The sequence below is a fragment of the Nocardioides sp. genome (assembly GCF_047607365.1).
Taxonomy (GTDB): Bacteria; Actinomycetota; Actinomycetes; order Propionibacteriales; family Nocardioidaceae; genus Nocardioides.
The window spans coordinates 1-26,614 of the sequence record NZ_JASGDD010000014.1 but is presented as its reverse complement, the minus strand read 5'-3'; the positions used below and the strand labels follow the sequence as shown (position 1 = coordinate 26,614).

The 26,614-nt window shown below is 68.7% G+C and carries 28 protein-coding genes; 12 read left to right on the top strand and 16 right to left on the bottom strand.

Going from position 1 to position 26,614, the window contains the following annotated elements; genetic code table 11:
* Window positions 1–483 precede the first annotated feature (483 nt).
* The 5 genes from QM572_RS01505 to QM572_RS01485 form a co-directional block, all read right to left on the bottom strand.
* Window positions 484–1,155, bottom strand: coding sequence for a nucleotidyl transferase AbiEii/AbiGii toxin family protein (locus QM572_RS01505; RefSeq protein WP_415089287.1), 672 nt, complete (start codon window positions 1,153–1,155; stop codon window positions 484–486).
* Window positions 1,152–1,682 carry a helix-turn-helix domain-containing protein gene (locus QM572_RS01500; RefSeq protein ID WP_415089285.1) on the bottom strand — a complete coding sequence of 177 codons (531 nt, stop codon included), beginning with the start codon at window positions 1,680–1,682 and terminating at the stop codon, window positions 1,152–1,154. Before QM572_RS01500 ends, QM572_RS01505 begins: the two co-directional genes overlap by 4 nt.
* A gap of 58 nt (window positions 1,683–1,740) precedes the next feature.
* The gene (locus tag QM572_RS01495; RefSeq protein ID WP_415089283.1) at window positions 1,741–2,769 is read right to left on the bottom strand and encodes a tyrosine-type recombinase/integrase; all 1,029 of its coding nucleotides are present in this window, start codon (window positions 2,767–2,769) and stop codon (window positions 1,741–1,743) included.
* 99 nt (window positions 2,770–2,868) lie between these two features.
* Window positions 2,869–4,245 carry an ATP-binding protein gene (locus tag QM572_RS01490; protein WP_415089281.1) on the bottom strand — a complete coding sequence of 459 codons (1,377 nt, stop codon included), beginning with the start codon at window positions 4,243–4,245 and terminating at the stop codon, window positions 2,869–2,871.
* Window positions 4,242–4,931, bottom strand: a complete 690-nt coding sequence (locus QM572_RS01485; protein ID WP_415089279.1) for a response regulator transcription factor — start codon at window positions 4,929–4,931, stop codon at window positions 4,242–4,244. The genes QM572_RS01490 and QM572_RS01485 overlap by 4 nt, the downstream gene beginning before the upstream one ends.
* A gap of 137 nt (window positions 4,932–5,068) precedes the next feature.
* Between QM572_RS01485 and QM572_RS01480 the strand changes: the two genes are divergently transcribed.
* Window positions 5,069–5,401, top strand: coding sequence for a hypothetical protein (locus QM572_RS01480; protein WP_415089276.1), 333 nt, complete (start codon window positions 5,069–5,071; stop codon window positions 5,399–5,401).
* A gap of 135 nt (window positions 5,402–5,536) precedes the next feature.
* Here the strand turns inward: QM572_RS01480 and QM572_RS01475 are convergent, their stop codons facing one another.
* The 5 genes from QM572_RS01475 to QM572_RS01455 form a co-directional block, all read right to left on the bottom strand.
* Window positions 5,537–6,853, bottom strand: coding sequence for a glycosyltransferase family 39 protein (locus tag QM572_RS01475; RefSeq protein ID WP_415089273.1), 1,317 nt, complete (start codon window positions 6,851–6,853; stop codon window positions 5,537–5,539).
* An 82-nt stretch (window positions 6,854–6,935) separates the two neighbouring features.
* On the bottom strand, window positions 6,936–7,754 hold the full coding sequence (locus QM572_RS01470; protein ID WP_415089271.1) for a hypothetical protein: 819 nt from the start codon (window positions 7,752–7,754) through the stop codon (window positions 6,936–6,938).
* Window positions 7,755–7,771: 17 nt separating this feature from the next.
* Window positions 7,772–8,845 carry a glycosyltransferase gene (locus QM572_RS01465; protein WP_415089269.1) on the bottom strand — a complete coding sequence of 358 codons (1,074 nt, stop codon included), beginning with the start codon at window positions 8,843–8,845 and terminating at the stop codon, window positions 7,772–7,774.
* Entirely contained in the window at window positions 8,842–9,729 is an 888-nt protein-coding gene (locus QM572_RS01460; RefSeq protein ID WP_415089267.1) for an NAD-dependent epimerase/dehydratase family protein, read from the bottom strand. Before QM572_RS01460 ends, QM572_RS01465 begins: the two co-directional genes overlap by 4 nt.
* Window positions 9,726–10,538, bottom strand: a complete 813-nt coding sequence (locus tag QM572_RS01455; protein ID WP_415089265.1) for an aldolase/citrate lyase family protein — start codon at window positions 10,536–10,538, stop codon at window positions 9,726–9,728. The genes QM572_RS01460 and QM572_RS01455 overlap by 4 nt, the downstream gene beginning before the upstream one ends.
* Before the next feature lie 156 nt (window positions 10,539–10,694).
* Here QM572_RS01455 and QM572_RS01450 point away from each other — a divergent pair, with 156 nt between their 5' ends.
* The 3 genes from QM572_RS01450 to QM572_RS01440 all read left to right on the top strand — a co-directional run bounded on the left by QM572_RS01450 (window position 10,695) and on the right by QM572_RS01440 (window position 14,277).
* Window positions 10,695–12,209 (top strand): NAD(P)/FAD-dependent oxidoreductase, encoded by a 1,515-nt coding sequence (locus QM572_RS01450; RefSeq protein ID WP_415089263.1) that lies wholly within the window; start codon window positions 10,695–10,697, stop codon window positions 12,207–12,209.
* Entirely contained in the window at window positions 12,206–13,642 is a 1,437-nt protein-coding gene (locus QM572_RS01445) for a glycosyltransferase family 39 protein (RefSeq protein WP_415089261.1), read from the top strand. Before QM572_RS01450 ends, QM572_RS01445 begins: the two co-directional genes overlap by 4 nt.
* A 65-nt stretch (window positions 13,643–13,707) precedes the next feature.
* Window positions 13,708–14,277, top strand: coding sequence for a dihydrofolate reductase family protein (locus tag QM572_RS01440; protein ID WP_415089259.1), 570 nt, complete (start codon window positions 13,708–13,710; stop codon window positions 14,275–14,277).
* Window positions 14,278–14,330: 53 nt separating this feature from the next.
* On the opposite strand, the gene QM572_RS01435 is transcribed toward QM572_RS01440, so the two are convergent.
* Complete coding sequence (locus tag QM572_RS01435) at window positions 14,331–15,620, bottom strand: ATP-binding protein (protein WP_415089256.1); 1,290 nt, start codon at window positions 15,618–15,620, stop codon at window positions 14,331–14,333.
* Window positions 15,621–15,637: 17 nt separating this feature from the next.
* The gene (locus tag QM572_RS01430) at window positions 15,638–16,354 is read right to left on the bottom strand and encodes a response regulator transcription factor (RefSeq protein ID WP_415089253.1); all 717 of its coding nucleotides are present in this window, start codon (window positions 16,352–16,354) and stop codon (window positions 15,638–15,640) included.
* 98 nt (window positions 16,355–16,452) lie between these two features.
* On the opposite strand from QM572_RS01430, the gene QM572_RS01425 reads away from it, so the two are divergent.
* The 3 genes from QM572_RS01425 (at window position 16,453) to QM572_RS01415 (ending at window position 18,860) form a co-directional block, all read left to right on the top strand.
* Complete coding sequence (locus QM572_RS01425) at window positions 16,453–16,809, top strand: DUF2784 domain-containing protein (protein ID WP_415089251.1); 357 nt, start codon at window positions 16,453–16,455, stop codon at window positions 16,807–16,809.
* A 42-nt stretch (window positions 16,810–16,851) separates the two neighbouring features.
* Window positions 16,852–17,319: a hypothetical protein gene (locus tag QM572_RS01420; RefSeq protein WP_415089249.1), complete on the top strand. Its 468-nt coding sequence runs from the start codon at window positions 16,852–16,854 to the stop codon at window positions 17,317–17,319.
* Window positions 17,320–17,630: 311 nt separating this feature from the next.
* The gene (locus QM572_RS01415) at window positions 17,631–18,860 is read left to right on the top strand and encodes a hypothetical protein (RefSeq protein ID WP_415089247.1); all 1,230 of its coding nucleotides are present in this window, start codon (window positions 17,631–17,633) and stop codon (window positions 18,858–18,860) included.
* A gap of 36 nt (window positions 18,861–18,896) precedes the next feature.
* Here the strand turns inward: QM572_RS01415 and QM572_RS01410 are convergent, their stop codons facing one another.
* The 3 genes from QM572_RS01410 to QM572_RS01400 all read right to left on the bottom strand — a co-directional run bounded on the left by QM572_RS01410 (window position 18,897) and on the right by QM572_RS01400 (window position 21,485).
* Window positions 18,897–19,229, bottom strand: a complete 333-nt coding sequence (locus QM572_RS01410; RefSeq protein WP_415089245.1) for a hypothetical protein — start codon at window positions 19,227–19,229, stop codon at window positions 18,897–18,899.
* 77 nt (window positions 19,230–19,306) lie between these two features.
* On the bottom strand, window positions 19,307–20,005 hold the full coding sequence (locus tag QM572_RS01405; protein WP_415089243.1) for an SGNH/GDSL hydrolase family protein: 699 nt from the start codon (window positions 20,003–20,005) through the stop codon (window positions 19,307–19,309).
* Between the two features lie 214 nt (window positions 20,006–20,219).
* A complete protein-coding gene (locus tag QM572_RS01400) occupies window positions 20,220–21,485 on the bottom strand; it encodes a hypothetical protein (RefSeq protein ID WP_415089240.1) in 1,266 nt (421 codons plus the stop codon).
* Here QM572_RS01400 and QM572_RS01395 point away from each other — a divergent pair.
* A complete protein-coding gene (locus QM572_RS01395; protein ID WP_415089238.1) occupies window positions 21,484–22,227 on the top strand; it encodes a hypothetical protein in 744 nt (247 codons plus the stop codon). The genes QM572_RS01400 and QM572_RS01395 overlap by 2 nt on opposite strands.
* 7 nt (window positions 22,228–22,234) lie before the next feature.
* Window positions 22,235–22,978, top strand: coding sequence for a hypothetical protein (locus QM572_RS01390; protein ID WP_415089236.1), 744 nt, complete (start codon window positions 22,235–22,237; stop codon window positions 22,976–22,978).
* On the opposite strand, the gene QM572_RS01385 is transcribed toward QM572_RS01390, so the two are convergent.
* Window positions 22,966–23,619, bottom strand: a complete 654-nt coding sequence (locus QM572_RS01385) for a FadR/GntR family transcriptional regulator (RefSeq protein ID WP_415089234.1) — start codon at window positions 23,617–23,619, stop codon at window positions 22,966–22,968. The two genes, QM572_RS01390 and QM572_RS01385, sit on opposite strands and share 13 nt — an antisense overlap.
* Before the next feature lie 147 nt (window positions 23,620–23,766).
* Here QM572_RS01385 and QM572_RS01380 point away from each other — a divergent pair, with 147 nt between their 5' ends.
* The 3 genes from QM572_RS01380 (at window position 23,767) to efeO (ending at window position 26,514) form a co-directional block, all read left to right on the top strand.
* Entirely contained in the window at window positions 23,767–24,423 is a 657-nt protein-coding gene (locus tag QM572_RS01380; RefSeq protein WP_415089232.1) for a phosphatase PAP2 family protein, read from the top strand.
* Between the two features lie 61 nt (window positions 24,424–24,484).
* Window positions 24,485–25,336 carry an iron uptake transporter permease EfeU gene (gene efeU / locus QM572_RS01375; protein WP_415089229.1) on the top strand — a complete coding sequence of 284 codons (852 nt, stop codon included), beginning with the start codon at window positions 24,485–24,487 and terminating at the stop codon, window positions 25,334–25,336.
* On the top strand, window positions 25,333–26,514 hold the full coding sequence (gene efeO / locus QM572_RS01370) for an iron uptake system protein EfeO (protein WP_415089227.1): 1,182 nt from the start codon (window positions 25,333–25,335) through the stop codon (window positions 26,512–26,514). Before efeU ends, efeO begins: the two co-directional genes overlap by 4 nt.
* Window positions 26,515–26,614: the final 100 nt, after the last annotated feature.

The window sequence follows — 26,614 nt, the reverse complement described above, 5'->3', positions numbered from 1 at the left end:
TACCACCGACGCCGACGACAGATTGCTCTCGGACGATTGACCCCTGTCGAATACGAGCTGATCATGAAGCCAGCCGCCACCCAAGCGGCCTAACCGAAACTGTCACCAGTTCGTGCAGCAGTCCCGACCGCCCGCTGAACGAACCAGCCCGTCGCTAGGTCGTTCGGACCGAAGAATCGAACCCTCCGAAGTTCCTCGTCCTCTTCACTCACTGACAAGCCCGCCTCATCTTCACAAACTGGACCGACGTCAATCATGGCCCACAGGACCGACACAACTGGCCACAGAACGCCCGTTTGGTTGACACTCGATCCACTCATCCGCAATGCACCGCGATGCGTGCGTCTTTTCGCCGCTTATGACGCCGCCGAGCAGCGAGCCCAGGGGGTGGCGGGGCTCCTGATGGCCAGCTCTGCCGGCCGCACCTAACGTTCGATCCAGAGCCCGCGTGCGAACCCGAACCCGATCCTCCCGGAGTCCGGCTCAGGTCCGGTCGCTGCCGAGGTCGTCTGCCCAGTCGTCGAAGTACCTTCGTAGCTCTTCGACGCTGACTCCGGTCGGCGGGAAGTCATTGTCGCAGAGACGCTTGTGTGAGCGGAGCATCTGAACGAAGACGCCGATGTCGAAGCCGGCGTCGGCCGCTGCTGCTTCGGTAAGGATCTCTGAGCGGTCGAAGTGCTGGTGGATGGCGTAGACGTCGGCGAAGTCACGTGGCTCGGCGCGGCTGAAGAGCGCGAGTGTCTTGCGTATGGCCAACTCCCGTGGGGAGAGTGCTGGCCCTGCGACGGTGAGGGTCGGCGCACCGTCCGGAGGTGCGTCGATGGCGAGGTCGATGTAGAGCGTTCCCTGCTCACTACTGGGCTGATCGGGACGTGTGAGTCCGATCCTCCGGAACTCGGGGCCGCTTCGGATCACGGTGGTTGTCCATCCGCTCGCCTCGGCGGCCGCGATCAGCGCGGCGGCTGCCCGCTCGACGCCCGCGCCGCCACGCTGAGTGAAGAAGTCAAGGTCCTCGGTCTCGCGGGACACGAGGCCCTGAGCGATGAGGGCACCGCCGCCAGCCAAGAGGAACCCTGCCGACTCAGGCAGGGAGAAGAACAGGCTCGCGATCTCGAGTTGGAAATGGCTGAGCCCGCGCTCCTCCGAGTCGCTCACGTCCCTCTGCCTTCGTCGTTGCCTCGGTAGCGGGCGATCAGTGGCGCCCAGGCCGCCCGCAATGCAGCAGGGAGGATGAGGTCGTCCCACGCGTCCAACAGGAGGGCGCCGTCGACGTAGACCAATAGGTCGGCCTCGGCTCCCTCGCGCAGAACGATCTCGTACACACGCATGCGATCTGCGCGATCAGCCAGTCGATAGGTACGCGAAGGTCCGGACCAGTGCAGATGGCCCGGCAACACGACGACGGCGAGGGCATCGTCGACGTCGAGACGCCAGAGACGATCCGGGACGGCGTAGGGCTCCCCGCGAGCGCCCGGGCGTTGGGTGAACGTCACGCGCGGCGTCAGGTCGAGGTCGTAGCCGCTGGACCGGACGATTCGCTCGGCCACGGCCAAGGTCGGCGACTTACCTCCGCGTTCATAGTCGGACAGGGTCGGCTGGGAGGTACCCGACTGGCGCGCCAGGTCACGCTGCGACAGGCCGCTGCCGCGGCGTGCTCGCGCGATGATCGATCCCTCAGCCATGCCGCAATGATATCCGCTTGAATATCAACCAGCAATCGTCGCTCGACCCACCCCCGGTTCACAGTCCGAGGTCGCGGCTGGTGGTGCGGGTGAGCGCGTCGGCGGGTCGGATGTAGTGGTCCAGGAGGGTCGCGAGTCGGCGGTGGCGGGTTTGCGCAGCGATGCGGTCCAGGCTGGCGCCGTTGTGGGCCGCCGTGGTGGCGTGTCCGGCGCGCAGGGAGTGTCCGCTGATGTGGAGGTGTCCGAGGCCCGCCTTTTTGGCGCGGCGCTGGAGGGCTTCGCTGACCCCGTTGGGCGAGAGTTGGCGCTCGCGTTCGGTCCCGAGCGCGGGCAGTTGCGGGAACACGAACCGGCTGCCGGCGTCGCGGCGGTGGATCTCGACCGTTCCGAGACTGCCGGGGTTGCCGAGGCCGCGCAGTTTGGTCCACTGGATGAGCGCGTTCACGGGGTCGGTGTCGGCGTGTGCGCCTTGGGCGACGGCGATGATCTCGCCGTGGGCGTCTTGGTCGGTCTTGGAGCGTCGGATGGTGATGAGGAGTCCGCTGCTGTGGAGTGCGAGGTCGTCGTAGCGCAGGTTGGACAGCTCGCTGGGTCGTAGGGCTGAGGCGTAGCCGAGCAGGATGAGGGCCTTGTCGCGGGCGCTGGCGAGGCGGGTGGGGTCGAGTGGCTCGATGAGGCGGTGGATCTCGTCGAGGGTGAGAGGGTGGGCGGGTCGCTGGGTGCCGCAGCCGAGGGTCCTGCGGAGTCCGCGCAGGACTCGGCGCAGGGTCGGGTCGGAGGTGGGGTTGGGCAGGTCGGCGCAGCGGTGCTCGTAGGCGATGGCCGAGCAGGACACTTCCAGGCTCCCGTAGCGCAGTCCGGCGGCTGCGCGTTCGGTGAGGTAGGCCGCGATGGCGTCGGGGTCGGCGGGAAGTGCCGCGATTCCGCGGCCTGTGCACCAGGTGGCCCAGTGGCGCCACATCGTGGCGTAGATCTTCCGGGTCGACGGCGCGATGTCGGCTTCGAGCGCGGCGGCGATGCGGGCGAGTTCGATCGGGTCGAACTCGAAGGACTGGTGGGACTCACGAGTCTGCGGGACGGGGTTCATCCCGTCGTCGTACCGGTGGCTCCGCCGCCCGTCGCCGAGTGGCCAGAAATGTGTCCAAGCGGGCCAAATGTGTGCCACGCCACCAGATTCCCGGGCGCGCTATGGATGGGGCTCGCCGTGGGCTGGCGGCAAGCCCGGGAGGGTGACGGTGATGAGTGCACCGGTCATCGGGTTGTCTCGGACGGACGGGTCCGACACCTGAGCGGTGCCGCCATGCCGGGTGGCGATCTGGCGGACGATCGCCAGGCCGAGGCCGCTCCCGCCGGCGTCGCGGCTCCTGGCCTCGTCGAGTCGCACGAAGCGGCCAAACACACGCTCGCGCTCATGGTCCGGGATGCCGGGCCCGTCGTCGGAGACGACGAGACGCACATCCGCGGCGACCGACTCGACCATCACGACAATGCTCGACGCCGCATGACGCTCGGCGTTGTCAAGCAGATTGCGAATCATCCGCGAGAGAGCGCGCGGGTCGCCCAGCACCCAGGTCGACCCAGATGTCATAAGCGTCACCGGCACGCGCCGCGGCCGGTCAACGAGGAACGCCGCCTCGACGGCTAGGTCGACGGGGATCGCCTGCCCCTGGCGCTCCTCTCCGCCGGCATTGTCGCGAGCAAGGAAGAGGAGATCTGCGACGAGGTCGTCAAGGCGTCTCACCTCGGTCAGCACCTCGGACGTCAGGTCGATTGCGCCCTGTCCTGGCGCGCCGAGGTGAGCGGTTTCATGCAGGGCCCGGACGGACGCGATAGGACTCCTGAGCTCGTGCGAGGCATCAGCGACGAAGCGACGTTGCGCGACTACCGCCTCCTCCGTTCGCTCCAGCAGGTCGTTCATCGTGGTCGCAAGGCGCTCGATCTCATCGCCTGTCGTCGGAACCGGGAGTCGCGCGGACAGATCTGCGGTCGTCATCTCCGAAGCACGGCGCCGCATGCTCTCCACTGGTCGCAGCGCGCGCCCGATGAGAAGCCACGTGAGCCCACACACAGCTGCCATGACCAGCAGCGAGCCGACACCGAGGATGCCGGTGGTTGAGCTCGCCGCTTGGTCGACGCCTTCGAGACTCCGAGCGACGACAACGTAGCCAGACGGCGCGGGGCGGGTCACGACGACATAGCGATCCCCTTCTCCCGGGAGGAGGCCCGCGGTGGTCCGGCTTCGCGAGCCCTGGGGCGCGAGTGGGCCGCTGCGTGACATGCCCCCGGTCGCTGCAACGACTCGTCCCTTGCCTGAGGCGAGCTCGACGATCTGGACGAGGTCCTCTCCCCCGGCTGCCGCGACCGCGGAGCTCGGCGTCGCCCCGTCCTCCCACTGCCTCTCAACGGCTGCCGCGTGCTCGCGTGCCACCAGCACGGTCGAGCTGGTGAGGTCGTGACGTTGGAGGAGGACCGCTGCCACGCTGGCTAGGAGAAGGGCCGGCACCAGCGCTACGAAGGCGGCCAGGACGGCGCGGCTGCGGACCGATGCTCCGTTCCTCGTCATGAGCTGATCGAATCCGTGAGCAAATAGCCCGCGCCGCGGACCGTCTGAATCGATCGGACACCGAACGGCTGGTCGATCTTGCGACGCAGGTAGCCCACGTAGACCTCCACGACGTTCTCGGCGCTCTCGCCCCCGTCGTGGCTGACGTCCCACACGTTCTGGAGAATGTCGAGCTTGGTCACGACGACGCCCTTGTTGCGCAGCAGGTAGTGCAGCAGCCCGAACTCGCGCGGCGTGAGATCGAGAGGCGTCGACCCGCGGGATGCCTCTCGGGTCGCGGGGTCCAGGCGCAGGTCGCCAGCGGACAGCACCGGGTGACGTCCCACGCCCTGACGTCGCATCAGCGAGCGCAGCCTGGCGACCAGGACAGGGAAGGAGAACGGCTTGGTGAGGTAGTCATCGGCGCCCAGCTCCAGCGCGTCGATCTGGTCGTAGTCGCCGTCCTTCGCGCTGAGCACCAGGATGGGAGTCCAGACGTCCGCCGCACGGAGCTGGCGACAGACTTCGTAGCCGTTCATTCCAGGCAGCATGAGATCGAGTACGACGACGTCGTACGTGCCGGCCATCGCAGCGTCGAGGCCTGCTACTCCGTCGTGCTGCACGTCGGTCAGGAGGCCCTGCGCCGTCAACCCGCGTTGCACTGCGCCGGCCAAGGCCCTCTCGTCCTCAACCAGCAGCACGCGCACGGCTCCACCTTCGCAACGAATGCGGCCCGCTGTCGCGTCGACTGAGAGGCGTCTCAGGCAGTCTCAGCGTCGGCACAGCGGCCGACAGCGATCGTGGTGGTGTCCGATCAGAAACCCACCCTTCTTCAGGAGAACCCATGGACATCAAGCGCAACTTCGCGGTCATCGCGGCAGCGGCCATCGTCGGCGCCCTCGGCATCGGCGGCGTCGTCACCGCGAACGCCGACTCCGGCTCGAGCACGCCGACCCCCAGCAAGGTCACGCCCGACACGTCGGACGGCGACGGCGAGGTTCCCGACTCGCAGGAGACGGAGGAGGGCACCGATGGGGAGACCAACGACGACGCCACCGACACCGGCCCCGACGCGAACCCGAACGAGCCCGGCCACCAGGACGCCTCCGACAGTGCCACCGACACCGGTGACGGCGACGGAGAGGTCCCGGACTCGCAGGAGAGCGGCACCGACTGACGGCCCCCGGCATGTACCAGACGGCGAGTCCCCGGCACGGGGGCTCGCCGTCTCTGGCATGTGAGGGCCACGCATGGTGAGCTCATCGCCACAGCGTGGGGCGCCCAACCTGCAATCGTCCTGTCCGCACGGTCCTCAACGGACCCACTTCTCCACTCTCAGGTCGGTCGTGCTCCCCGTCACCAGCGTGGCGGCCTGCCGCGTCCATCCTGCATCGATGAGTCGCTGCTGAGCAGGCACGATCGGCAGGCTGTTCACCTTCAGCACGACGCGGACCAGCCAGACGACGTCGGACGTGGTCTGATCGGTGAACAGCGTCGGCGGCAGCACCAGGTCATCCGCGATCCGGGGCGCGACCGAGAGGTAGGTCTCCAGATCGAGCGAAGTCCGGCCGTCGGCCGGGATGATCGGCTCCCCCGCCGACTGCTCACGTGCCAGCAGCGCGACCACCGCAGGCGACGGCTCCTCTGCACTGACGTCCAAGCGTGGGACCGTGACGGCCAGGGAGAGCCCGACGAGGGCAGTGGCGAGCAGAAGGCGTGCTGGCCGCCACCGGACCGCCGCGACCCCGAGTGCGGCGGCGAGCGCGAGGCCGAGCAGGGTGAAGAGCAGATAGCGCGGGAAGTACGTCGGGCGGGTGAGCTCGACCGCGGTGACGAGCATCAGCGGAACGACCACCCAGCCCAGGATGAGCGCCCGGTGGCGCGAAGTCAGCGCCCCGGCAAGCGCGGCGATCGCGAGCAGGCCCGCGAGCAGGGGCGAGGTGCCCGACCAGTCCCGCACGGCCGTCACGGGGAGCGACCAGCCGACGGTGGGCGGGGTGGGGGCGCCGTACGTCCCGCCTGCCAGGGACCACCCCACGAGGAGGGCGGCGGGGACGACGGCCAGGGCCAGCGCGAGCACCATCTTGCACCGCGGTCGCCACGAAAACCGCGATGTCAGCGCGACGCCCATGAGACCGGCGATGACCGGCAGGGTGAACCAGTGCAGCAGCCCGGCGGCACCGGCCGCGAAGGCCACCCGTCGCACCCCGCGCCCCGTCGAGCGCCACGAGACGAGCCACAGAGCGCAGAGAGCGACCGCGAGCATCGCCGCTCCGTAGTCGCGAGCCTGGACGGCCTGCCCGGCGAGCAGAGGCGAGACGGCACAGAGCAAGCCGGTTACCAGGCCCGCGACCGGACCGGCAAGGCGCTGCCCGAGAACGGCCATCACCGCGACGGCGGTCGCGGAGCACAGCAACGACGGCAGCCGCAGTGCGACGTCCCCCGTGCCGAACACTGCGCACCACCCGTGCATCAGCACGTAGTAGGGCGCGTTGAAGGACGGCGGGACGTCCATGAGATAGCCGATCACGCCCTGCCGGTGCCAGACGCCGCTCAGCAGCGTGTGCAGCGGGACGCTGGAGGCGAGGCGGGTGTAGGCCTCGTCGTACCAGAGTGGCGGATCCTGCACGAGTTGGATCCCGCCCAGGACGAGGAGGACCAACGCCGGGACGAGCGGAACGCAAAGGCGCGCCGCTCGGTCCCGGCGGGTCTCACGCCGCTGCTGCAGCATCCACGTCCTCCCCGTCAACCGCGGCCGGCTCTCCGTTGCGGGTCTTGGCCATCCACGCCAGCATCACCACGAAGATCACGACGCTGACGACGCCGGTGAGGTCCTTGCCGAGCCCCGCGCCGAACGGCTTGGGCACCCAGGTCCAGTCGGCGATCGAGGCGCCGAGCGGGCGGGTCATGACGTAGGCGGTCCAGAACGCGAAGACGGCGTTGAGGTTGACGAACCGGAAGCCGAGATAGGCGACCAGCATGACGACGCCGAAGATGATCGCCGACTGGATGAACGGCGAGCCGAGGTAGGTGGCGAGGTCGCCGACCGCGGTCCCGAGCGCGAAGGTGCCACCGACGGTCAGCCAGTAGAAGACCTCGCGGCGCCGGGTCGTGATGCTGTGGATCGACAGCGTGCGCTCGAGGGCGAACCAGACGCCGAGGATGACAGCGACGAGGACGCCGAAGATGATCGAGGTCTCCCAGAAGCTCCACCCGAACCCTCGGCGGGGGCCGTCGCCGACGCTGGTGCCGAAGACGCTGACCATCGCGGCAGCCATCCAGTAGGGCACGGCCTTGTAGCGGTCCTGGCGGAACTGCCACCACAGCGCGGCGGCCATGAGGAGACCGCCGACCGTCGCGGTGATCGGGATGCCGACCTTCTCCGCGAAGGCGTCGGCGACGATCTCGCCCATGCCGGTGGTCACGACCTTGATGACCCAGAAGGCGATGGTCGCCTCCGGGACCTTGCTGAGCGCATGCTCGGTGCGATTTCGGGCCGGCGTACGCGCGGCGGCGGGTGGGGTGTCCATGGATCGATCTCCTTCGTTCAGGGGGTGCTCAGGGCAGGGATGCGGAAGAGCCAGCGACGCATCAGCTCGAACCGCAGGACGGTGCCGACGACGGTGGCGGCGCAGAGGGTGACCAGCTCGGCGAGCTGGTCGGAGGGCCCGCGGAGTGACTGCTCCACGGCGAGGAAGGCGCTCGCGACAGCCATCACCGCGAGCATCAGGACGAGCGAGCCGTAGATCACGCGTGCCACCGAGATGCGGACCCCGAAGGCATGCCGGGCGTTGAGCCAGGTGGTCGCCACGGCGATGACGATGCGGGACGTCACGTTGGCTGGCTGCGCGGGCATGGCAATCCGGAGAAGCTCGTAGGCGAGGAGGTAGGCGAGGGTCCCGAGCCCGCCGATCAGCAGGAAAGTCGCGAGCGTCGAGGTGCGCAGCCGGTGCCGCGCCGCCCAGCCAAGCGTGCGCAGGGACTGCCGCAGCCGCGCGCCCGAGGTCCAGGCGGAGACGCCGACGGGTCGCACGTGCCGCTCGACCGGGACGCTTGCGAGGGGCAGACCGCTGAGTCCGGCGGCGAGGACCACGCTCGGCGCTCCGTCGTCCCGTACGCCGGCCACGACCGCGTCGCGCAACCGCCTGTCCATCGCGAGGAAGGCTCCGGCGTCTGCGGGCAGGCCGGTGATCGACGCAAGGAGACGGCGGTGGAGGTCGCCGGTGAGGTGGCGGCCACGGGACTCGTAGTCGCCGCGCCGGCCGGCGAAGACCCCGGCCGTCCAGGGTTCGCCGGTCAGTCGCGCGACGAGCGACGGAAGCGCCTCGGGTGGGTCCTGCAGATCCGCGTCGAGACAGACCCACACCTCGGCGAGGGCCTCCTCGTGCAGTCCGAGCGCGATGGCGCGGTGCTGCCCGACATTGTCCGCCAGCTCGGTCACCTGGATGCGCGCGTCGGTCGCCGCGAGCCGGTGTGCCATGGCGGCGCTACCGTCGGGGCAGGCATCGATGACGAGTCTGAGCACCCAGTCACGGTCCGCGAGGGCCAGGCCGAGGCGGGCGGCGAGGGGCTCGAGCGTCGCCGCGTTGCGGTAGACCGGCACGACGACGGCGACCCTCATGACGCCGCCCACGAGCGGGCGAGACCCTCCGCGAGATCGACCCGCGACTTCCAACCCAACATCGACGCCGCGGCCGCCGGGTCACTGACCCAGTCGGCGGTGTCCCACGACCGGCCGGGATGAGCGCCCACCGCCCGGGCAATGCGTCGTCCGGTGACGCGCTCCGCGACGTCGACCAGTTCCTCGTTGGTGGTCTGCACGCCGGTGCCGAGGTTGAGGACGGCGCCGGCCGGCAGGTCGTCCGCGGTCGCCGCGTCCAGGCAGGCGTCGACGACGTCACCGACCCAGACCCAGTCGCGCCGCAGGCCCGGCGCGGTCAGTGGCAGGGTCTCGCCGCTGCGAGCGGCGGCGAGCACCGTCGGCACGAATCGCCCGGGCTTGTCGCCCGGCCCGTAGACCTGGAACGCGCGGAGCACCGCGCTCCGGATCCCCCGCTGCTCGGCGGCGGCCGTGAAGAGGAGCGAGCCGGCCGCCTTGGTCGCGCCGAACAGTCCGCGAGGCCGCAACGGTGCCTGCTCGTCCATGGGCAGGGGGGAGGCGGCGTACTCCGTCGAGGAGCCGAGCCGGATCACGGCCCGGCAGGAGTCCGGCACGGCCTCGACGATCCAGGCGCCGCTGAGGGTGTTGACGGCGGTGGTGGCGTCGCGGGCCTCGACGGACGACGCGTCGCGCGCGGCGGCGAGGTGCAGTACGACATCGGGACGTACGCCGGAAACGGCTGCCCGCACCCGATCGCGGTCGGCCAGGTCCAGATCGTCCCGGGTCCACACGACGACGTCGGCATCGACGTCGGCGAGCCGCCGAACGAGGTGTCTGCCGATGAAGCCGCCGGCGCCGGTGACCAGCACCCGCTGTCCCGCCCAGCCTGCCAGCTGCTCGGTCATGCGGGCAGCACCTCGGGGTGCGCCACGATCCCGAGCAGCGCCAGGCGGTCACGCTCGACCGCCGCGTCGGACCGTCGGACGAGTCGGTCGAGCTGCGCGCGGATGGCGGCGACTGCCGGGCCGAGCGAGGTGCCGCCGGTGTCGGCGAGGAAGGAGCGGCGCAGGAAGGTGAACTGCGCGTCGATCCGGATCAGCTCCGCAGCGAGCAGGCTGCTCGGCACGGGGTGACCACGATCGGGGAGGGTGAGCCCGGCGACTCCGAAGGATGAGTGCTCGACCGCGGCGCGGACCCGGTCGACGGTGCCGTCGGCCAGCGGCGCAAACAGCTCGCTGCTGCCCCGGTCGATCCGCAGGTCGTTCAGCCCGACGTAGACCCGCGACAGTGGGCGGCGCGCCAGCTCCGCGGCCGCCGCCACCCCGGCGCGGGTCTCGATCAGGATGCCGACCCCGCAGCGACCAACGGCCATCGCGAGCACCTGGTCGACCTCGGCGGCGTCGCGGACCATCGGCAGCAGGATCTCGTCGGCGCCGGCGGCGATCGCCTCCTCGATCTCGTGACGGGTCCAGGCGCCGAAGCCGTTGATCCGGCAGATCAGCCGCGCACGGGTGGCCGCTCGAACGCGCTGCAGGTCCTCGAGGGTGTCGTTGTTGATCTGGGTACCCTCGCCGGCCTGACGCCGATACTTGCCGCGTCGCTCCCAGTCGACGATGAAGCCGTCCATGCCGGCCTCGGTCGCCTCGGCGACCAATCGGGGGTCCGTGGCGAAGAGCAGCAGCTCGAGCGCCTGCTGGGACGTCTGTGCCGACATAGGGATTCCTCACTCTCCATCGCCAGCGGATCTGGGCGATGGGGACGAGCATCCGCAGCGCGACCTGACAGCGCCCTGACTCGACCTGAGAGTTCGCCGCCGGAGCCCTCAGGATGAGTCAGGGTGCCGTCAGGTCACCGGCCCGACAGTCATGGCATGACACAAGCGACCCTCGGCACGAGCACACCCCACGCGACGGACCGACCGCGGACGGTCGGCATCATCGGCGCCGGGCCCGCGGGACTCACCGCGGCTCACGAGCTCGTGCGCCAACGCACCGAGAGCGACGTGGACGTCGAGATCTTCGAGGCCACCGACGCGATCGGCGGGATCAGCCAGACGGTCGAGCGCGACGGCTGGCGCTTCGACATCGGTGGCCACCGCTTCTTCACCAAGGTCCCCGAGGTGAAGGCTCTGTGGCACGAGCTACTCGGCGAGGACGAGCTCCTGCTGCGGCCGCGGATGAGCCGCATCCTCTATCGCGGCAAGCTCTTCGACTACCCACTTAAGGCGGGCAACGCGCTGCGTAGTCTGGGGATCGTCGAGGCGCTGCTCTGCGTGCTCAGCTACGCCTGGGCGCGGATCCGGCCGCCAGCGGATCAGAGCACCTTCGAGGGTTGGGTCGCCGCCCGCTTCGGCTGGCGGCTCTACCGGATCTTCTTCAAGACCTACACCGAGAAGGTCTGGGGCGTCCCGGCCGACACGATCCAGGCCGACTGGGCGGCGCAGCGGATCAAGAACCTCTCACTCCTGACCGCCGTCCGCAAGGCGATCTGGCCCGGTCGCGGCGAGCACGTCACCAGCCTGATCGAGGAGTTCGAGTATCCCCGCCTCGGCCCCGGCATGATGTGGGAGCGCGCCCGCGACCTGCTCGCCGAGGCCGGCGTCAACGTGCACATGCAGGAGCCGGTGGCGGCGATCGAGCACCACGACGGCCAAGTCTCGGCACTGATCACCGAGCGGGAGGGTGGGCGCCGTCGTACCTCGGTGGACGCGGTGATCAGCTCGATGCCGCTCGGCGAACTGGTGGATGCGCTCGACCCGCCCGCGCCCGCCCCCGTACGCCGGGCGGCGGCCGCCCTCAACCACCGCGACTTTCTCACGGTGGCCCTCGTGGTGCCACGGGAGACCGCCTTCCCCGACAACTGGGTCTACGTGCACGATCCCGCGGTCCGCGTCGGGCGGATCCAGAACTTCGGCTCGTGGTCCCCGCATCTGGTGCAGGGCGATGCGACCTGCCTCGGCATGGAGTACTTCGTCTTCGAGGGCGATGACCTCTGGGAGTCCACCGACGACGACCTCATCGCGCTCGCCACCCGCGAGGTCGAGCAGCTCGGCCTCGTCCCGGCCGGGAGTGTGCGAGCCGGCTACGTCGTCCGCATGCCGAAGGCCTACCCCGTCTACGACGAGGCCTACCAGGCCAACGTCGCGACCATCCGCGCCTGGCTCGAGACCCACCTGCCGGGCATCCAGCCGGTCGGCCGCAACGGCATGCACCGCTACAACAACGCCGACCACTCGATGATGACGGCCCTGCTCGCCGCGCGGAACGTCCTCGGCGCTTCGCCGGCGCACGACCTGTGGGCGGTCAACGTCGAGGAGGAGTACCACGAGGAGAAGCGGGGGTCGGGCACTGGCCGCGACGCGCCGGTCCTGCCGCGCGCTCGATGAGGACGCGACTGCTGCGCGGCGCCTATGCCGCGGCGATCGTGGCGCTGGTCGTGCCGCGACTGCACTCCGGCACGGCGCTGTGGCTCGACGAGACGCTCTCGGTCGACATCGCCCGTCTGCCGCTCCCCGACCTCGTCACCGCGCTGCGCCACGACGGCTCGCCGCCGCTGTACTACTTCCTCCTGCACGTCTGGATCGGGCTGTTCGGGACCGGATCCCTAGCGGTCAGGTCGCTGTCCGGACTTTTCTCCCTGACCGCCCTCCCCCTCGCGTACGCCGTGGGCGGGCGCCTCGGCGGACCCCGCGCCGCGGCCGCCTCGTTGCTGACACTCGCAGCCTCCCCGTTCGCGATCCGGTATGCGACTGAGACCCGGATGTACGCCCTCGTCCTGCTCCTGAGCCTGCTGGGGATCCTCGTCGGTCTGCGAGCACTGGCGCGGCCCACGCTCCCCCGCCTCGCTGCCCTGAGCATCGTCGCCGGCCTGCTGGCGCTCACCCACTATTGGTGCCTCTTCCTGCTCGTCGCCGCCGAAGTCGTCCTCGTCGTCGGCGCGATCCGCCGACGAGGAGCATGGACGCGCGCCGCCCTCGCGTTGCCGCTCGGCGGGGCGCCCTTCGTGCCCTGGGTGCCGTCCTTCCTCTTTCAGATCCGGCACACCGGCGCACCCTGGGCGCCACCCGCCTCGGTGCTCGACCTCGGCGCTACCGTCCAGGCGTGGGCCGGTCGCGGCGCGTTCCACATCCCGCTCCTGATCCTCGGACTCGCAATCGCGGTGTTCGCCGTCCGCGTCATGGCGGGACGGGTCCTACTGCTGACGGGTGCGGGCACCCTGCTGCTTGGGCTGCTGTCCAGTCACATTCAGGGCTCGGCGTACGGACTTCGCTACAGCACAGTCGCGCTGGGTCCGGCTCTCCTGGTCGTCGGTATCGGCGCGGCTCAGCTCCCGCGGCCCGCCCGGTGGGCGGCCGGCTCGATTGCCGTGCTGCTCTCACTCGCCGTGCTCACCACCTCCAGCCTCCTCGGCCCGCGCACGCAAGCCGCCGAGACCGCGGCGCTCCTCAGCACGCACGTCGCACCGGGCGACCTCGTCGTCTACTGCCCCGACCAGCTCGGTCCCGCAGTGGACCGCCTACTGCCCGGCAGCGTCGAGCAGGTCACCTATCCGACGATGGCGTCACCGGCCTTGATCGACTGGACCGACTATGCCGCCCGCAACCAGTCGGCCGACCCGACGACGTACGCGAAGACGATCGCGGACGAGACCACCGGCCGGATCTGGCTCGTGCGCGCCGACGGCTACCTCACCTTCGGGGACGACTGCGCCACGCTCGACGCCGAGTTCGAGAGGCTCCGCGGCGGTCGGACCGTCATCCAGCGTGCCAACAGCCTCCGCGAAGGCGAGTGGCTCGTCGGCTATCACTCGTCGCGCTGACCGCCTAACGTCTTGAGACGGACGGGAAGGCAAGCAGGCTCTCCCGGCCCTTGAGGAGTAGTGAGATGCGACCGCTTCGATACTCGATCAACGTCACGCTCGACGGGTGCTGCCATCACGAGGCTGGTCTACCACCCGACGAGGAGTCGATGCGCTATTGGACCGAGGCGATCGCGGAGGCGGGCGCGCTGATCTACGGACGCGTGACATACGAGATGATGGAAGCGGCGTGGCGGCGCCCGGACTCGGGCGATTGGCCCGACTGGATGGGCAAGATGGAGACGCCGTTCGCGGAGGCTATCGACGCAGCGAGGAAGTACGTCGTCTCCAGCACGCTCACCGATACGGACTGGAACGCGACGGTGATCGACGCCGACCTGATCAGCGCGATCCGGAGCCTCAAGGACGAGCCGGGCGAGCGCCTGTCCGTCGGAGGCGTGGCACTCCCGTCAGCTCTGGCTGATCTCGGCCTCATCGATGAATACGAGTTCGTCGTGCACCCCGTGGTCGCCGGGCACGGGCCGACGTTGCTCGCCGGCCTGCGAGAGCACGTGGGGTTGGAGCTCGTCGATCGCCGCGAGTTCCGGTCGGGCGCGGTCGCGCTGAGCTACAGGCCAGCAGCCAAGGCGCGTTGACACGAGTCGGGCCTGACCGGATACCGGTCGAGGCCCACCCGGACGGACGGCGATCACTCCTCGTCGGCCGCGGGGATGGAGACGACGAGGAGGGCGCCGCCCAGGGGGCCCTCGCCGACCGAGACCGTTCCGCCCATGCCCTCGACCACCTTGCGCACGATCGCCAGCCCGAGACCCGCTCCTCCGTCCTCCCGGGCCCTTGCCTCATCGAGCCGGACGAAGCGCTCGAAGACCCGCTCTCGATCGGCCACAGGGATGCCGACACCGTCGTCGTGCACGGCCAGGCTGACAGTCCCGTCACGTTCCTCGAGCTCGACGACCACTCGCTCCCTCGCATGTCGACGGGCATTCGCGATGAGATTGCGGACCGCCCGGGACACCAGCACCGGGTCGCCGAGAACCCGACCGGCACCGACGCCTGAGACGTCGATCCTCGGCGGCACGCCGCTCTCCTCGCGCGCCACCTCGGCCAGCACCAGGTCGTCTACATCGACCTCCTGACGTACGCCGCCGGCGCCTTCGGACCGCGCGAGGGTGAGCAGTGCGGTGACCAACTCCTCCATCCGCCGCTCCTCGGCCAGGACGTCGTCGGCCAAGGCAGCGGCGCTCACTCGGTCCGGGTAGCGGCGAGCGACCTCAGCGAGCTGACGCATCGACGCGAGCGGCGAGCGCAGCTCGTGAGAGGCATCGGAGACGAACTGCCGCTGCAGCTGATGGCCGGCGTCGATTCGGTCCAGCATCTGGTTGAGCGTGCTGGCCAAGCGCGGGATCTCGTCGGCGCCCGGTGGCACCGCCAACCGCCTGTGCAGATGCTCGCTGGTGATCGTGGCCGCCTGAGCGCGCATCTCCTCCACGGGGCGCAGCGCCCGACCGATCGTGAGCCAGAGCGCCACCGCGAGCAGGGCCAGCGCGATCGGAACCGCGACGACGAGCAACAGAGCGGTGGCGCCGGTGGCGTCACCCACCTGTTCCTGCGAGACCCCGACAAGGATCAGGGTGTGCGGATCGACGCTCCGCACGTGAACCACGAAGGGATCCTCCAGGCCCTCGATGTGGACCTCCGTCCACGTGCCGGGCGTGGTCCGAACCGGCTCACTCACCTGTGGCTTGTCGGTCGCCGAGAGCTGCCCGTCGCGGATGATCTGGACGATGATGTCCCTCACGCCCGATACGACGGCCTCGTCGTCGGTGGCTCCGTTGCGCAGTTGCGCCTCGACGGTGTCGAGCTGCGAGTCGGCGGCCGAGTCGAGAGACTGGACAAGTGTGATGCGCAGGAGCGTGACGAACAGGATGGCGCCGATCACCGCGACGACCAGGGCGGCGGCGAGTGCCGCGAGTGACACTCGGGCGCGGATCGACCTCACTCGGGAGCTCGCATGCGGTAGCCACTGCCGCGCAGCGTCTCGATGTAGTCCTGGCCGAAGGGCTTGTCGACCTTGCGGCGCAACCGGCCGATGTAGACCTCGACGATGTTGGGATCACCCTCGAAGTTGAAGTCCCAGACGTTGTTGAGGATCTCCTGCTTGGTCACGACCGATCCACTTCGGCGCATCAAGAACTCCAGCAGTGAGAGCTCACGCGCCGTGAGGCTCAGAGGCTCGCCGGCCCGCGTCACCGAGCGACCAGCCGGATCGAAGGACAGCTCGCCCACGGTCAACGTCGCCGGGCGGGGCGTCGCTCCTCGTCGTACGAGGGAACGGATTCGGGCCAGCACCACGTCGAAGCTGAACGGCTTCGTCACGTAATCATCTGCACCCGTGTCGAGCGCCTCGATCTGATCCCAGTCGCCGTCCTTCGCCGTCAGCATCAGGACGGGAGTCCAGATGGCGTCCTCGCGGAGGGCCTGACAGACCTTGTAGCCGTTGAGGACGGGCAGCATGATGTCGAGCAGGATGACGTCGTAAGAGTTCTCGCGGGCGTACCAGAGGCCCTCGCCGCCATCGGCGGCCGCGTCGACGGCATAGCCCTCGGCCTCCAGGCCCACGCGAAGCGACGCCCGCAGCCGTGGCTCGTCCTCGACCACCAGCACTCGCATCCCCGTCGCCTTCCTTCCGATGTCGGCCAAGCCCAGAGCCATCGCACCATAGTGTCGTCACCGTGCGCTGACTCCAGCCTGACAAGCCCAAACGGAGGGAACGGCGGCGTCAGAGAGCGTCACTGGCCTAAGGTCTCGCCGTGGTGTCCAAGCGAGCGTCGCGTGCAGTGGCGAAGGCTGCGGTCATCGTCCACTTGATGTTCTTGGGATTCGTCGTCCTGGGCGGATTCGTGGCGTGGCTCATGCCGTGGACGCTGGTGCCGCATGCTGCCTCCGCAGCCTGGGGCGCAAGCGTGATCCGCTGGCGCAAGGCTTGCCCGCTCTCACGCATGGAGAACTGGGCGCGGCGCGGAGCCGGCCGCCCGCCGTTGCCCGCCGACGGGTTCGTCGCCCACTACTTCGAAGACCGGGTCTACCCCCGGTCCTGGGCACGCCGGGTCGAGGTCGGCGTCTGCGGGATCGTCATCGCCTCGTGGATCGGCTTCTTCCTGCACTGAGGCGTTCAGCCGTCCGTCAGGTCACACGCCCAGCATGGGGTCGTGCAACTCTCCCGGCCCCACCTCGCCGCACTGGCACGGATCGGCTTCGGCATGCTCTGGGCCATCGATGCCTCCTTCAAATGGATGCCGGGGTTCATCGGCGGGCATACCCTCGCGGACCAGTTCGCCAAGGCCACGACGATCCACACGCCCGTGGTCCACCAGATGCTGGAGCTGAACAAGGCCTTCGCCGCCGCCGATGCCCAGGCGTTCGCCGTCACGATCGCCGTCGTCGAGACGATCGTCGCCATCATGCTGATCCTCGGAGTCGCCTCACGAGCGGCGTTCATCGGCAGCGCGCTCCTCTCCCTGGGCATCTGGATCGGGGCCGAAGGAATGCACCTGCCGTGGTACTCCCCCGGTCAGACGGACCTCGGCCCGTCCGCCGGATACGTCTTCGCCTCGCTCGCCCTTCTAGCCTCGGATGCCGGCTCACGGTGGAGCGTCGACGCTCTACGACGCCGTTGATTCTCCTTCCCACCAACCTCCCTTCCTGCGCCGTCGGCGACAAGGCGCCGCGTAGTGACGGTTGCTTGTACCGCCGCTCCGCGACGGACAAGCGCCTACCCTGGACTGTGATGCCACACGTACCCGAGGAGCGCGCTTTCGGAGAGGTACCTCCTCCCGTTCTCGATGGTCGTCACTCAAGCCGTGTCACTGCTCTTGCTCGGAAGTACGGAATCCCCAGCGGCGAGGCCATCGAGAAGCTCAATGCCATCGGCGAGTACGTTCGGCAAGCGGCTGACGACGCTGGCTCGGGACCGACGCAAGGAGCCAATGTGAGCAAGAGGGGACGCGAGCAGAACCGTGTTCGCCGTGCCGTGATCGGCGAAGGTCCGGGCGCGGGATGGACAGCTTCACGCGCGAGCGAGGATGTCGTGGCGCTGGCAAAGACAATCGGAGAGAAGTACGCCGACAATCCAATAGCCCTTTGGATGGGTGCGAACCTCAGCACCGCTGAGGTCAACGGGCTGGCGTCGGTGGGATTCAGCGCTGCGAATCTGGACGCAGCGATCGGTCGCACCGCGCTTCCGCAGGAGCTGAGGGGCAAAGTGTCCGCGCTCGCCCGCGACGCGTCGTTCGGCCCAGCCTTCTCGATCGCGGCCTATGAACGTGCTTACACGCACATGCGGCGGCGAGCGACGGCCGGCAAGACCGGTCAGGCCTACGTGCTCAGCCCCACGCTTCACACCGTCGTTTGCGCGGCCGCTCGGGACCTCACCCACGAGGATCTGCTGACGATCACCGACGATGACCTACTGGACGCGCACGGTGTGCTTCTCCTGCCATTCGAGCAGCCCGTCGCGAACCGCAGCGGTGAGGTTGCCTATTACGTGCGAGCCATGACCTGGAGCGTGGCGCACACGCCTGCGGCGGGGCGGTATGTCGAGATCAGTCAATGGACTGCGCAGCCGACCATCCATTCGAGTGTCGGCGCTCTGCGGGACGCGGCAAAGCGCATGGGCTACCCACTCCAACCGCTGATCCCGGAGTCGGCGAACAACCTGGTATTGACCGACGGTGAGGGTGTCGACGCAGCGACCACTACTTCCCTCGATCACGAGCGGGCGGCGCTGGCCCTCAAAGCCGACGACACGATCGCGCCCGCGGTAGATCCCGAGTCGTACGCCGTGATGGGCGAACCGGTGCCTGATGCTCTGGCGAACTTTACGCAGCGATATCTCTTCGCCTTTATGCGGTTGGCGGCGCAACGTACGACGGCCGTGTCCAAGCCGCCAGCCGTGCACGCGAATGGTGCGACAATCCGGGTTCCGAACCACGAGGCAGTGCGGGTAGTGACGTTGCGTAGTGCAACCACCATCCAGCCCGAAGGCGTGGGAGCGCCGCCCCGGAAGTATCACCACCGATTCGTCGTGAAGATGCATAAGGTGCGTCAGTGGTACCCCTCGGAGCAGCGTCACAAGGTGATCTGGCGTGGCCCATACGTCAAGGGCCCTCAAGACGCTGAGTGGCTCACAGGCGAGAAGGTCTACGCGCTCACACGTTGAGGACGTTCTCGAGTCGAACGGCGGCGGAGGATGAGGTCAGCGATCCGACCACATCTGACGGCTGAGGTCGAAGGCGATTTCGACGATCTGCTCCGCAACCTCTCTCAGTTCCTCGGCGGTCATGAGTTGCACGCTTGCGCGAACAGTTCCCGAACCGTCTCCCGGGTCTGGCCGTTGGGTCATTCGGCGCTGCACCTCCTCGACACCCGCTGCCAAGTCGGGGGCGACGTCACGACCAGGGGGAAGCGCCCATTGGATGTGCTCCAAGTACGCCTCAGCGAGTGCCGGGGCAAGATCGCCATTGCTGCGCGCAAGGGTGACGGTTGCTCGGTAGAACTTCTCCCACACGTAGTTCAGGTCGTGACTCACAGCGGCTCCCTCGCTAGTCATATTGCGCGCGGGCCAGAGTATCGAGTGAGAGCTCGAAGCATCCGAATGCAGCGTCGTCAACAGCCCATTCCAATGCCGCGGAGAACCAGTTGCGCGATTGCGGCGTGGCCCGTGGGCGTCGGATGCCACCCGTCAGGGCTCACGAGTCCGTGGGGGTCGCTGGCGGAGATCTTGGCTGCGTTGAACCATGGCGCGAGGTCGAGGAAAAGGCGGTGCGAGGGGTCCTTTGCCACGACCTTCCTCATCGCGTCGGCGTACGACGACCAGGGGAATCGCGCCCGGGTCACCCCCGGCGGCTGGTAGGCGCCGATGAAGAGATGGATGGTGTTGGAGGGGAACATGTCCGCGGCGAACTCGAGCCCGTCGGCGTACCAGCGAGGGTCGATGCCTCGGCCGTAGTCGTTGGCTCCCACCATGTGGAAGACGATCGTGGGCTGCTGGCCCATGACCTCCGCACTGATGAGTCCGACGAGATAGACGACCGCGTAGTTCTCGGTGAGCGATCTGCTGCCTGCCGGGTTGATCAGGGGGGATCCGGCCATCGTCCCGGGCAGCGCGCCGTCCACCAGAGTGACGCGGTCCTGCGGTGTCAGCGCTCGCACGTCGAGCGGTCCGGCAGCGGTGGGATCGACGGGCAGCCCCCGGGCGGCCAGACCGGCCATGAAGCGATCCACCCATCGCTCGGACGGCTTCGTCGTCCCGATGCCGTACGTCGTGGACGACCCGATCGCCGCGATGTGGCCCGAACCGCTCACCAACTCGTGCCGGAGTGCCGCGAGGGCGGGGGATGGCGGGAGCGGTGAAAGCGAGCAGGGCGTCGGCGCCGACTCCGACGCATAGGTCGGAGTCGGCGCGAGGACGGGCATGCTCAGCAGCGCGGCGCAGAGCGTGATGATGCGGAGGGCCGCGATGCAGCGCGCCCCGCGGGGCCGGAAAGCCTGGTGACGCCCGAGCACGTCGGCGGCTTCCTCAGCCGGCGAGCGACGTCGACAAGGTCGTCAGCGTCTTCTTCTCGGTCGCTGTGTCGGGCTTGGCGTCGCGGATCGCGTTGAGGACGTCGTCGATCTGGCCGTCGAGGTATGTCCACGCCTTGTCGTCCTTGGGCTGGAGCTTGGACTGATCGTCGTCCCAGGTGGTCTCCAGCTCCTTGGCGCCCTTGGTCGCGCCGGACTGGTCGCCGGCGTTCACCTTCGTCAGCGTGTCGTCCACGATCGCCTTGAGAGCGGCGATGTCCGAAGCCGGGAACTTCGCAACGGCTTGGGCCGGAGTGAGGTGGATGTTGTTCGCGGCGGAGCCGCCACCCTCTCCCTCGCTGGCAAGCGCAGCGTGGGGCTGCTGGGAGGCGTGGTAGAGCAGGACTGCGGTGACGATCGCGGCCACCGCGTAGATCGCGAGGGCGAGCCGCTCCCGGATCGGGTCGGCGCCGCGTACGCCAGCGGTCTCCGCCGTCTCGGCCTCGGAGATGACGTCGGCCTTGGAAAGCGACAGATAGAGCACGGTCGCGCCGATCGCGACGAGGAAGATCACGCTCGTGACGGCGGTCCCGAGGCCCAGGCCCTGCTCGGACTTCGGCACCCCGAGCCAGTCGCCGATGTTGGCACCGAGGGGGCGGGTGAGGATGTAGGCCAGCCAGAAGGCGAGCACCGGCTGCCCACCGAGACGCCAGGCGACGACGACGGTCGCGATGAGGGCGGCAGGCAGGAGGACGGACTTGCCGGGGCCCCAACCGGTCAGGTCGAGGGTCCAGTCGCCGGTGGCGGTTCCGAGGGCGAAGGTCACGAGGACGGCGAGCCAGTAGAACGCCTCGCGAGGCGTCGAGGTGATGCTGTGGATCGAGAGGGTGTGCTCGCGGGCGTACCAGATGGCGAAGACGATCGCGAGAAGCACCGAGAAGACGGTGGTGCTGATCCAGAGCGGGACACCCTGGCTGTCGGTGAGGATGTCTGTGTAGAGCGTGCCGGTGATGCTCACCACGACCACGGTCAGCCAGTAGACGAAGGGCACGTAGCGGTCCAGGCGCATCTGCGCGAACAGCACGGCCGCGAGCACGGCGGTGAAGATGAGCGCCGTGTTGGTCAGGCCGACGCCGAGGGTCATGTTGATCCAGTCGGCGAAGCTCTCCCCGACGGTGGTGCAGAGGATCTTGATCACCCAGAACCACAGCGTGATCTCGGGGACCTTGTTCAGCAGAGTCCGCGCTCGGGGCGCGGCAGTCAGGGACGATTCACTAGGCATGGCCGCAGCATCGCGGCGTGATCCTGCAAGCAACCTGTGCACGATCGTCGGGGAGCCTCATGCCCAGTCAGGCGAGTGTCAGGATCGGTCGCCGACGGTGACGATCGTGCGTTGGCTGCTGCGGTCCGTCGTGGGCCTCCTGCTCTCCGGTGGCGTGCTCGCGGTGTCACAGATCCCCGTGGCCGAGCATCCCGCCCCACGGCCCTCACCCACGCTGCACGCGAATCCCGCGTACGTCGCTCCCATGACCCGAGCAGCGTGGCTCGGCGCCGTGGACCGCGCCTATCGCGACGTCGGGGACGGCATCAGCGCGGAGCAATGGCTCCGGCGACGTGCGGATCATCGACGACCAGGCGAGCGACTGGCCGTGGTGATGGGGATCGACGACGTCATGCTGCAAACGCATTTCAGTGGTCTTCGCGATCTCGTGCCGCGCTCAGTGCGCTTCGTCAAGACCGCTCACACCTTGGGCTACGCAGTGTTCTACGTGACGGGCCGATCGGAGGCGAGCGGGTACCTCGCGGCCGAACAAGCGCTCAAGGACGCGGGCGTCCCAGCATCTGGCTTCTTCGGCCGGCCCGTCGGGGTCGACGACGTCGGGGCGGGAAAGGCGGAGGCACGGTCACTCATCGGCGAGAACTACTCTCTGGCCATGGTGGTCGCGGCCAACGGTGCGAGCTTCGGGCACGGCGCGTACGCCGAGAAGGAAGTGCGCCTGCCGGACCTCAGCCACCGAAGGTGATGCAGCCATGACGACGCGCGTGCTCACGGCCAATGTCCAGTCCTCACTCCCCGCTCCGTCCGCGGAAGCGTGCCTCTCGGCGATCCTCGAGACCGTGCCGGACGTGATCGGCCTTCAGGAGTGGACAGTGCTCCGCGCCCGCCTGCTCGCCACGACCGGACGCGTTCGGCTCGCCGGAGTGCCGCGCCTGACAGTTGGCAGCGGGCCGTTCACGTGGATCGCCTCGCTGCCGGGCGACTGCCTGGTGGGGCTGCGCACAGACAGGTACGCCCCCTTCCGCACTCGGATCGTGCGCCTCGCCGAGGTCGGTCGATCCGATCCGGGCACCCGGCCGCTCTCCCTCTTGCCGCCGCGATGGGCGACGGTCGTGGAGGCCTACGACCGGGAGGCGGCGAGGACCGTCGGGGTGGCCAGCTTCCACCTCGTGCCCGGATCCCAGGCGCGGGGCGCCTATCGCGCCGACCGGCCCCGGGTCTCCGCACGTCATCACTCCGAGCACGAGAGGTTGCAAGCCGTCGTTGACGACCTGCTCAAGCGATGCCCCGCGGTCTGGGTCATGGGTGACTCCAACTTCCACGGATTGGAGCTCGGCGGGGTCCACTCGGCGTGGCCGTCGTACGGCGGAAGCGAGGGCACCCTTGGGTCTCACCGCAGGATCGACGACGTGTTCTCCACCGAGCGCACGAGCCGGGTCGGCCTCCTGACCAGCGATTCGGACCACAAGTTCGTCTGCGCGGACTACGAGTTATAGCGTTCGTCGCGGACCAGCGAGGCGACCGACGCGGTGCCTGAACATCTCGACCCGCGTCTGGCGGCGTTCAGAGCGGCGGCGTCAGGATCGCGTCGAGCGATGGCCTCGGCGATCTCTGGGCAGCCAGAGACTTCACTCGAGTCGACGTCCGACGCGCTGCCACCGCCCAGGTTCTCGAGACTCGTCCGGGCACCACGGTGCCACTCGGCGAGCAGAGGGCTCCCGGCCGCAGCGAATACAAGGTCGAGGAAGCTCTGGTGAGCGTCCCGACGCAGGCGCGCTCCCGCTTCGGCGAGTCCCGCGATCTCGACGCCCGCTCGGATGATCCGGTCGGCATCCGCGTCGGAGCGACGCTCAGCCGCTCGTCGAGCAGCCTCGACCTCGAGGGCCCGAACGAACGCGTGCACCTCTTCGACACGCCCGGCGTCGACATACGCGCCGAACAGGAACCGCGCCGGAGACACCTCCCGTACGACGGTGCCGCGCCCACCCAGGGTCTCGAGCATGCCTAGGTTCACCATCGTTCCGACAGTCTCGCGGACGGTCTGGAGCCCCTGCCCGGTCTCACGCATCAGCTGATTGATGGTGGGGATGCGGCTTCCCACCGGCCACTCTCCGGACACCACACTGCGCCAGAGCATGTGAACGAGGGTCGACCGGTGAAGGCGGCCTGTCGCCATACCCGCGCTCCTCGCTCTGATTCCGGATAGGTTGCCACCTACGGACCTACTACGTCACTCGTAGTATTCACGACGCGTCGAATGGCCTCGTGAAATGGGAGGGCCCGGGTGAGCCGGCAGATCGAAAGCGCTGGGCCCAACCTGGCGCGCGCCGGCGTTATGGCTGCTGCAGGCGGTTGCCTCGGAACGTTCGTCCTCGCGTCGATCGTGCTCGCCCTCGGGGTGCCTTCAGGAGTTCAGCGCATGGACCGCACCTGGATGGACGCCATGTCTGCTCGTCGAGCCGAACCCCTGACCACAGCCGCGCGGACCCTCGATCAGCTTGGCGGCGGGCAGATCGCGACGATCGTGATCCCGGTCATCATCGTCGCGATCCTGCTCGCCTGCCGGCGCCCTTGGGCAGCAGGTGCGTTCGCAGTCGCTTCGGCGCTTTCCTCAGCCCTCGTCCAAGTCGTGAAGCACGCCATCGGGCGCCCCCGACCCGAAGAGGTCATCGTGCACGCCGACTTCGGCTCATTTCCCTCCGGCCACACCGCGAATGCCGCAACGATGACGATCATCCTGGCGATCATCATCGGCCACCGCATCGCATGGCTCATCGCCGCGATCTACACGCTAGGGATGATGCTCTCGCGCACCTACCTCGGCGCGCACTGGTTGACCGACACCGTCGGCGGCCTCCTTGCCGGGGCAGGCACAGCCCTCCTTGTCGCCGCGGTTGTCGCACCAGCCCTGACGCGCGAGCGCCGTTTGCACGGCCACTGACTCTTAGGTAAGACTTACCTTGCAACTACCGACGGCGTAGTTGTCGAGTGGAGAGTCACTGGTGTTTGCGAACTACCTGATCGGCCTGCGAGAAGGGCTCGAGGCGGCCCTGGTCGTCAGCATCCTCGTCGCCTACCTCGTGAAGGTCGACCGACGCGATCGCCTGGCGGTAGTCGCCGGAGGCGTAGCGGCTGCCATCGCGCTGAGCATCGCCTTCGGCGCACTCCTCACCTACACCTCCACCAGCCTCCTGTCGGACTTCAAGAGCCAGGAGATCTTCGGCGGCACGATGTCCGCCCTCGCGGTGGTCTTCGTGACCTGGATGGTGTTCTGGATGCGCCGCGCCGCGCGCGGCATGCGAGCCGAGCTCGACGGCCGCCTGTCGACCGCGCTGCAGATGGGCACCCTCGCCGTCCTCCTCACCGCCTTCATGTCCGTTGCCCGCGAGGGCCTCGAGACCGCACTGTTCTTCTGGTCAGCGGTCCAGGCCGCAGGGAGCACCGCAAGTCCTGTCGCGGGCTTCAGCCTCGGCATCGCGACCTCGGTCGTACTCGCGTGGCTGCTCTACCGCCGCTCGGTCACCCTGAACCTCGCGAAGTTCTTCACCTGGACCGGCGCAGGCCTGATCGTCGTCGCCGCCGGCGTCCTCGCCTACGCCGTGCACGACCTCCAGGAAGGCGGCGTCATCCCGGGGCTGAACACCCTCGCGTTCGACGTCAGCGCCCAGATCCCGCCGGGCTCGTGGTACGGCACGCTCCTACGCGGCATCTTCAACTTCACCCCGGCCACCACCGTCGCCCAAGCGATCGCGTGGTGCGCCTACCTCGTCCCGGTCATGACGGTCTTCTTCCTCGGAAGCCGGCGACCGACCTCAGCCCCTCCCTCCACCCGACCCCAGGAGACCCACGCATGAAGCCGCTCGACCTCACTGCCCTCGCGGGAAGCGCCGCGGCGCTCACCCTTCTGCTCGCCGGGTGCGGATCATCCGACACCAGCAGCACGGGAGCGAACGGAGACACGAAGGCCGATGGGCCGATCGCCGTGGATGCCGGCGACAAGAAATGTGGCGTGGCGACCACCGACCTGCCCGCTGGCCGACACACCTTCAAGGTCACCAGCAGCTCCTCGCAGGTCACCGAGGTCTATGTGTACGCCGACGGGGACCGCATCGTCGGAGAGGTCGAGAACATCGGACCCGCCACAAGCCGCGACCTCATCGTCGACCTGCCGGCCGGCACGTACGAGGTCACCTGCAAGCCCGGCATGGTCGGCAATGGCATCCGCACCAAGATCGCGGTGACCGGGGCGGAGGCACCCGCACAGACCCTCGACCAGAACCTCCAGGCCGCAGTCGATTCGTACCGCACGTACGTCGAGACCGAGACCCGGGCGCTGATCGACACCACGAAGACGTTCACCGACGCCATCGCGGCCGGTGATCTCGACGCCGCGAAGACGGCCTATCCGACCGCGCGTCTGCACTACGAGCGAATCGAGCCGATCGCGGAGTCCTTCGGCGATCTGGACCCCCTGATCGACATGCGGATCGACGACGCCACCGACGGCACCCCGTTCGTCGGCTTCCACGCGCTGGAGCAGCTGCTCTTCGAGAAGGGCACCTTGGACGGTGCCAAGCCACTCGCGTCGGCTCTGACCACCAACGTCGCCAAGCTCGCCGAGCTGGTCAAGACCGTCGAGTTCACTCCGCTCGTCATGGGCAACGGCGCGAAGTCCCTCCTCGACGAGGTCGCCAAGTCCAAGGTCACCGGCGAGGAGGAGCGCTACTCCCGCATCGACCTGGTCGACTTCGCCGGCAACGTCGACGGCGCCAAGTACGTCTACACGGCGCTGAGGCCCGCCCTCGAGGAGAAGAATCCGAAGCTGGTCGCGACGCTCGATCAGCGCTTCCCCGCCCTCATCAGCCTTCTGGATACCCACCTCGCGACCAAGGGCAGCGACGGCTTCATCCCAGGCAGCCCCTACGTCTCCTACGACGCACTGACCCCCGAGGACGTGAAGGCCCTCGCTGTCGAGGTCGACGCCATCTCCGAGCCGCTCGGGCAGATCAGCGGAGTCGTGGCCGCCCAGTGATCTCGAGCGACGAGACCTCTCCGGCTACCACCGACCATGAGCCGGCGGCGGTCAGCCGCCGCCGGCTCGTGGGCATGCTCAGCGGGGCAGCCGCCGCCGG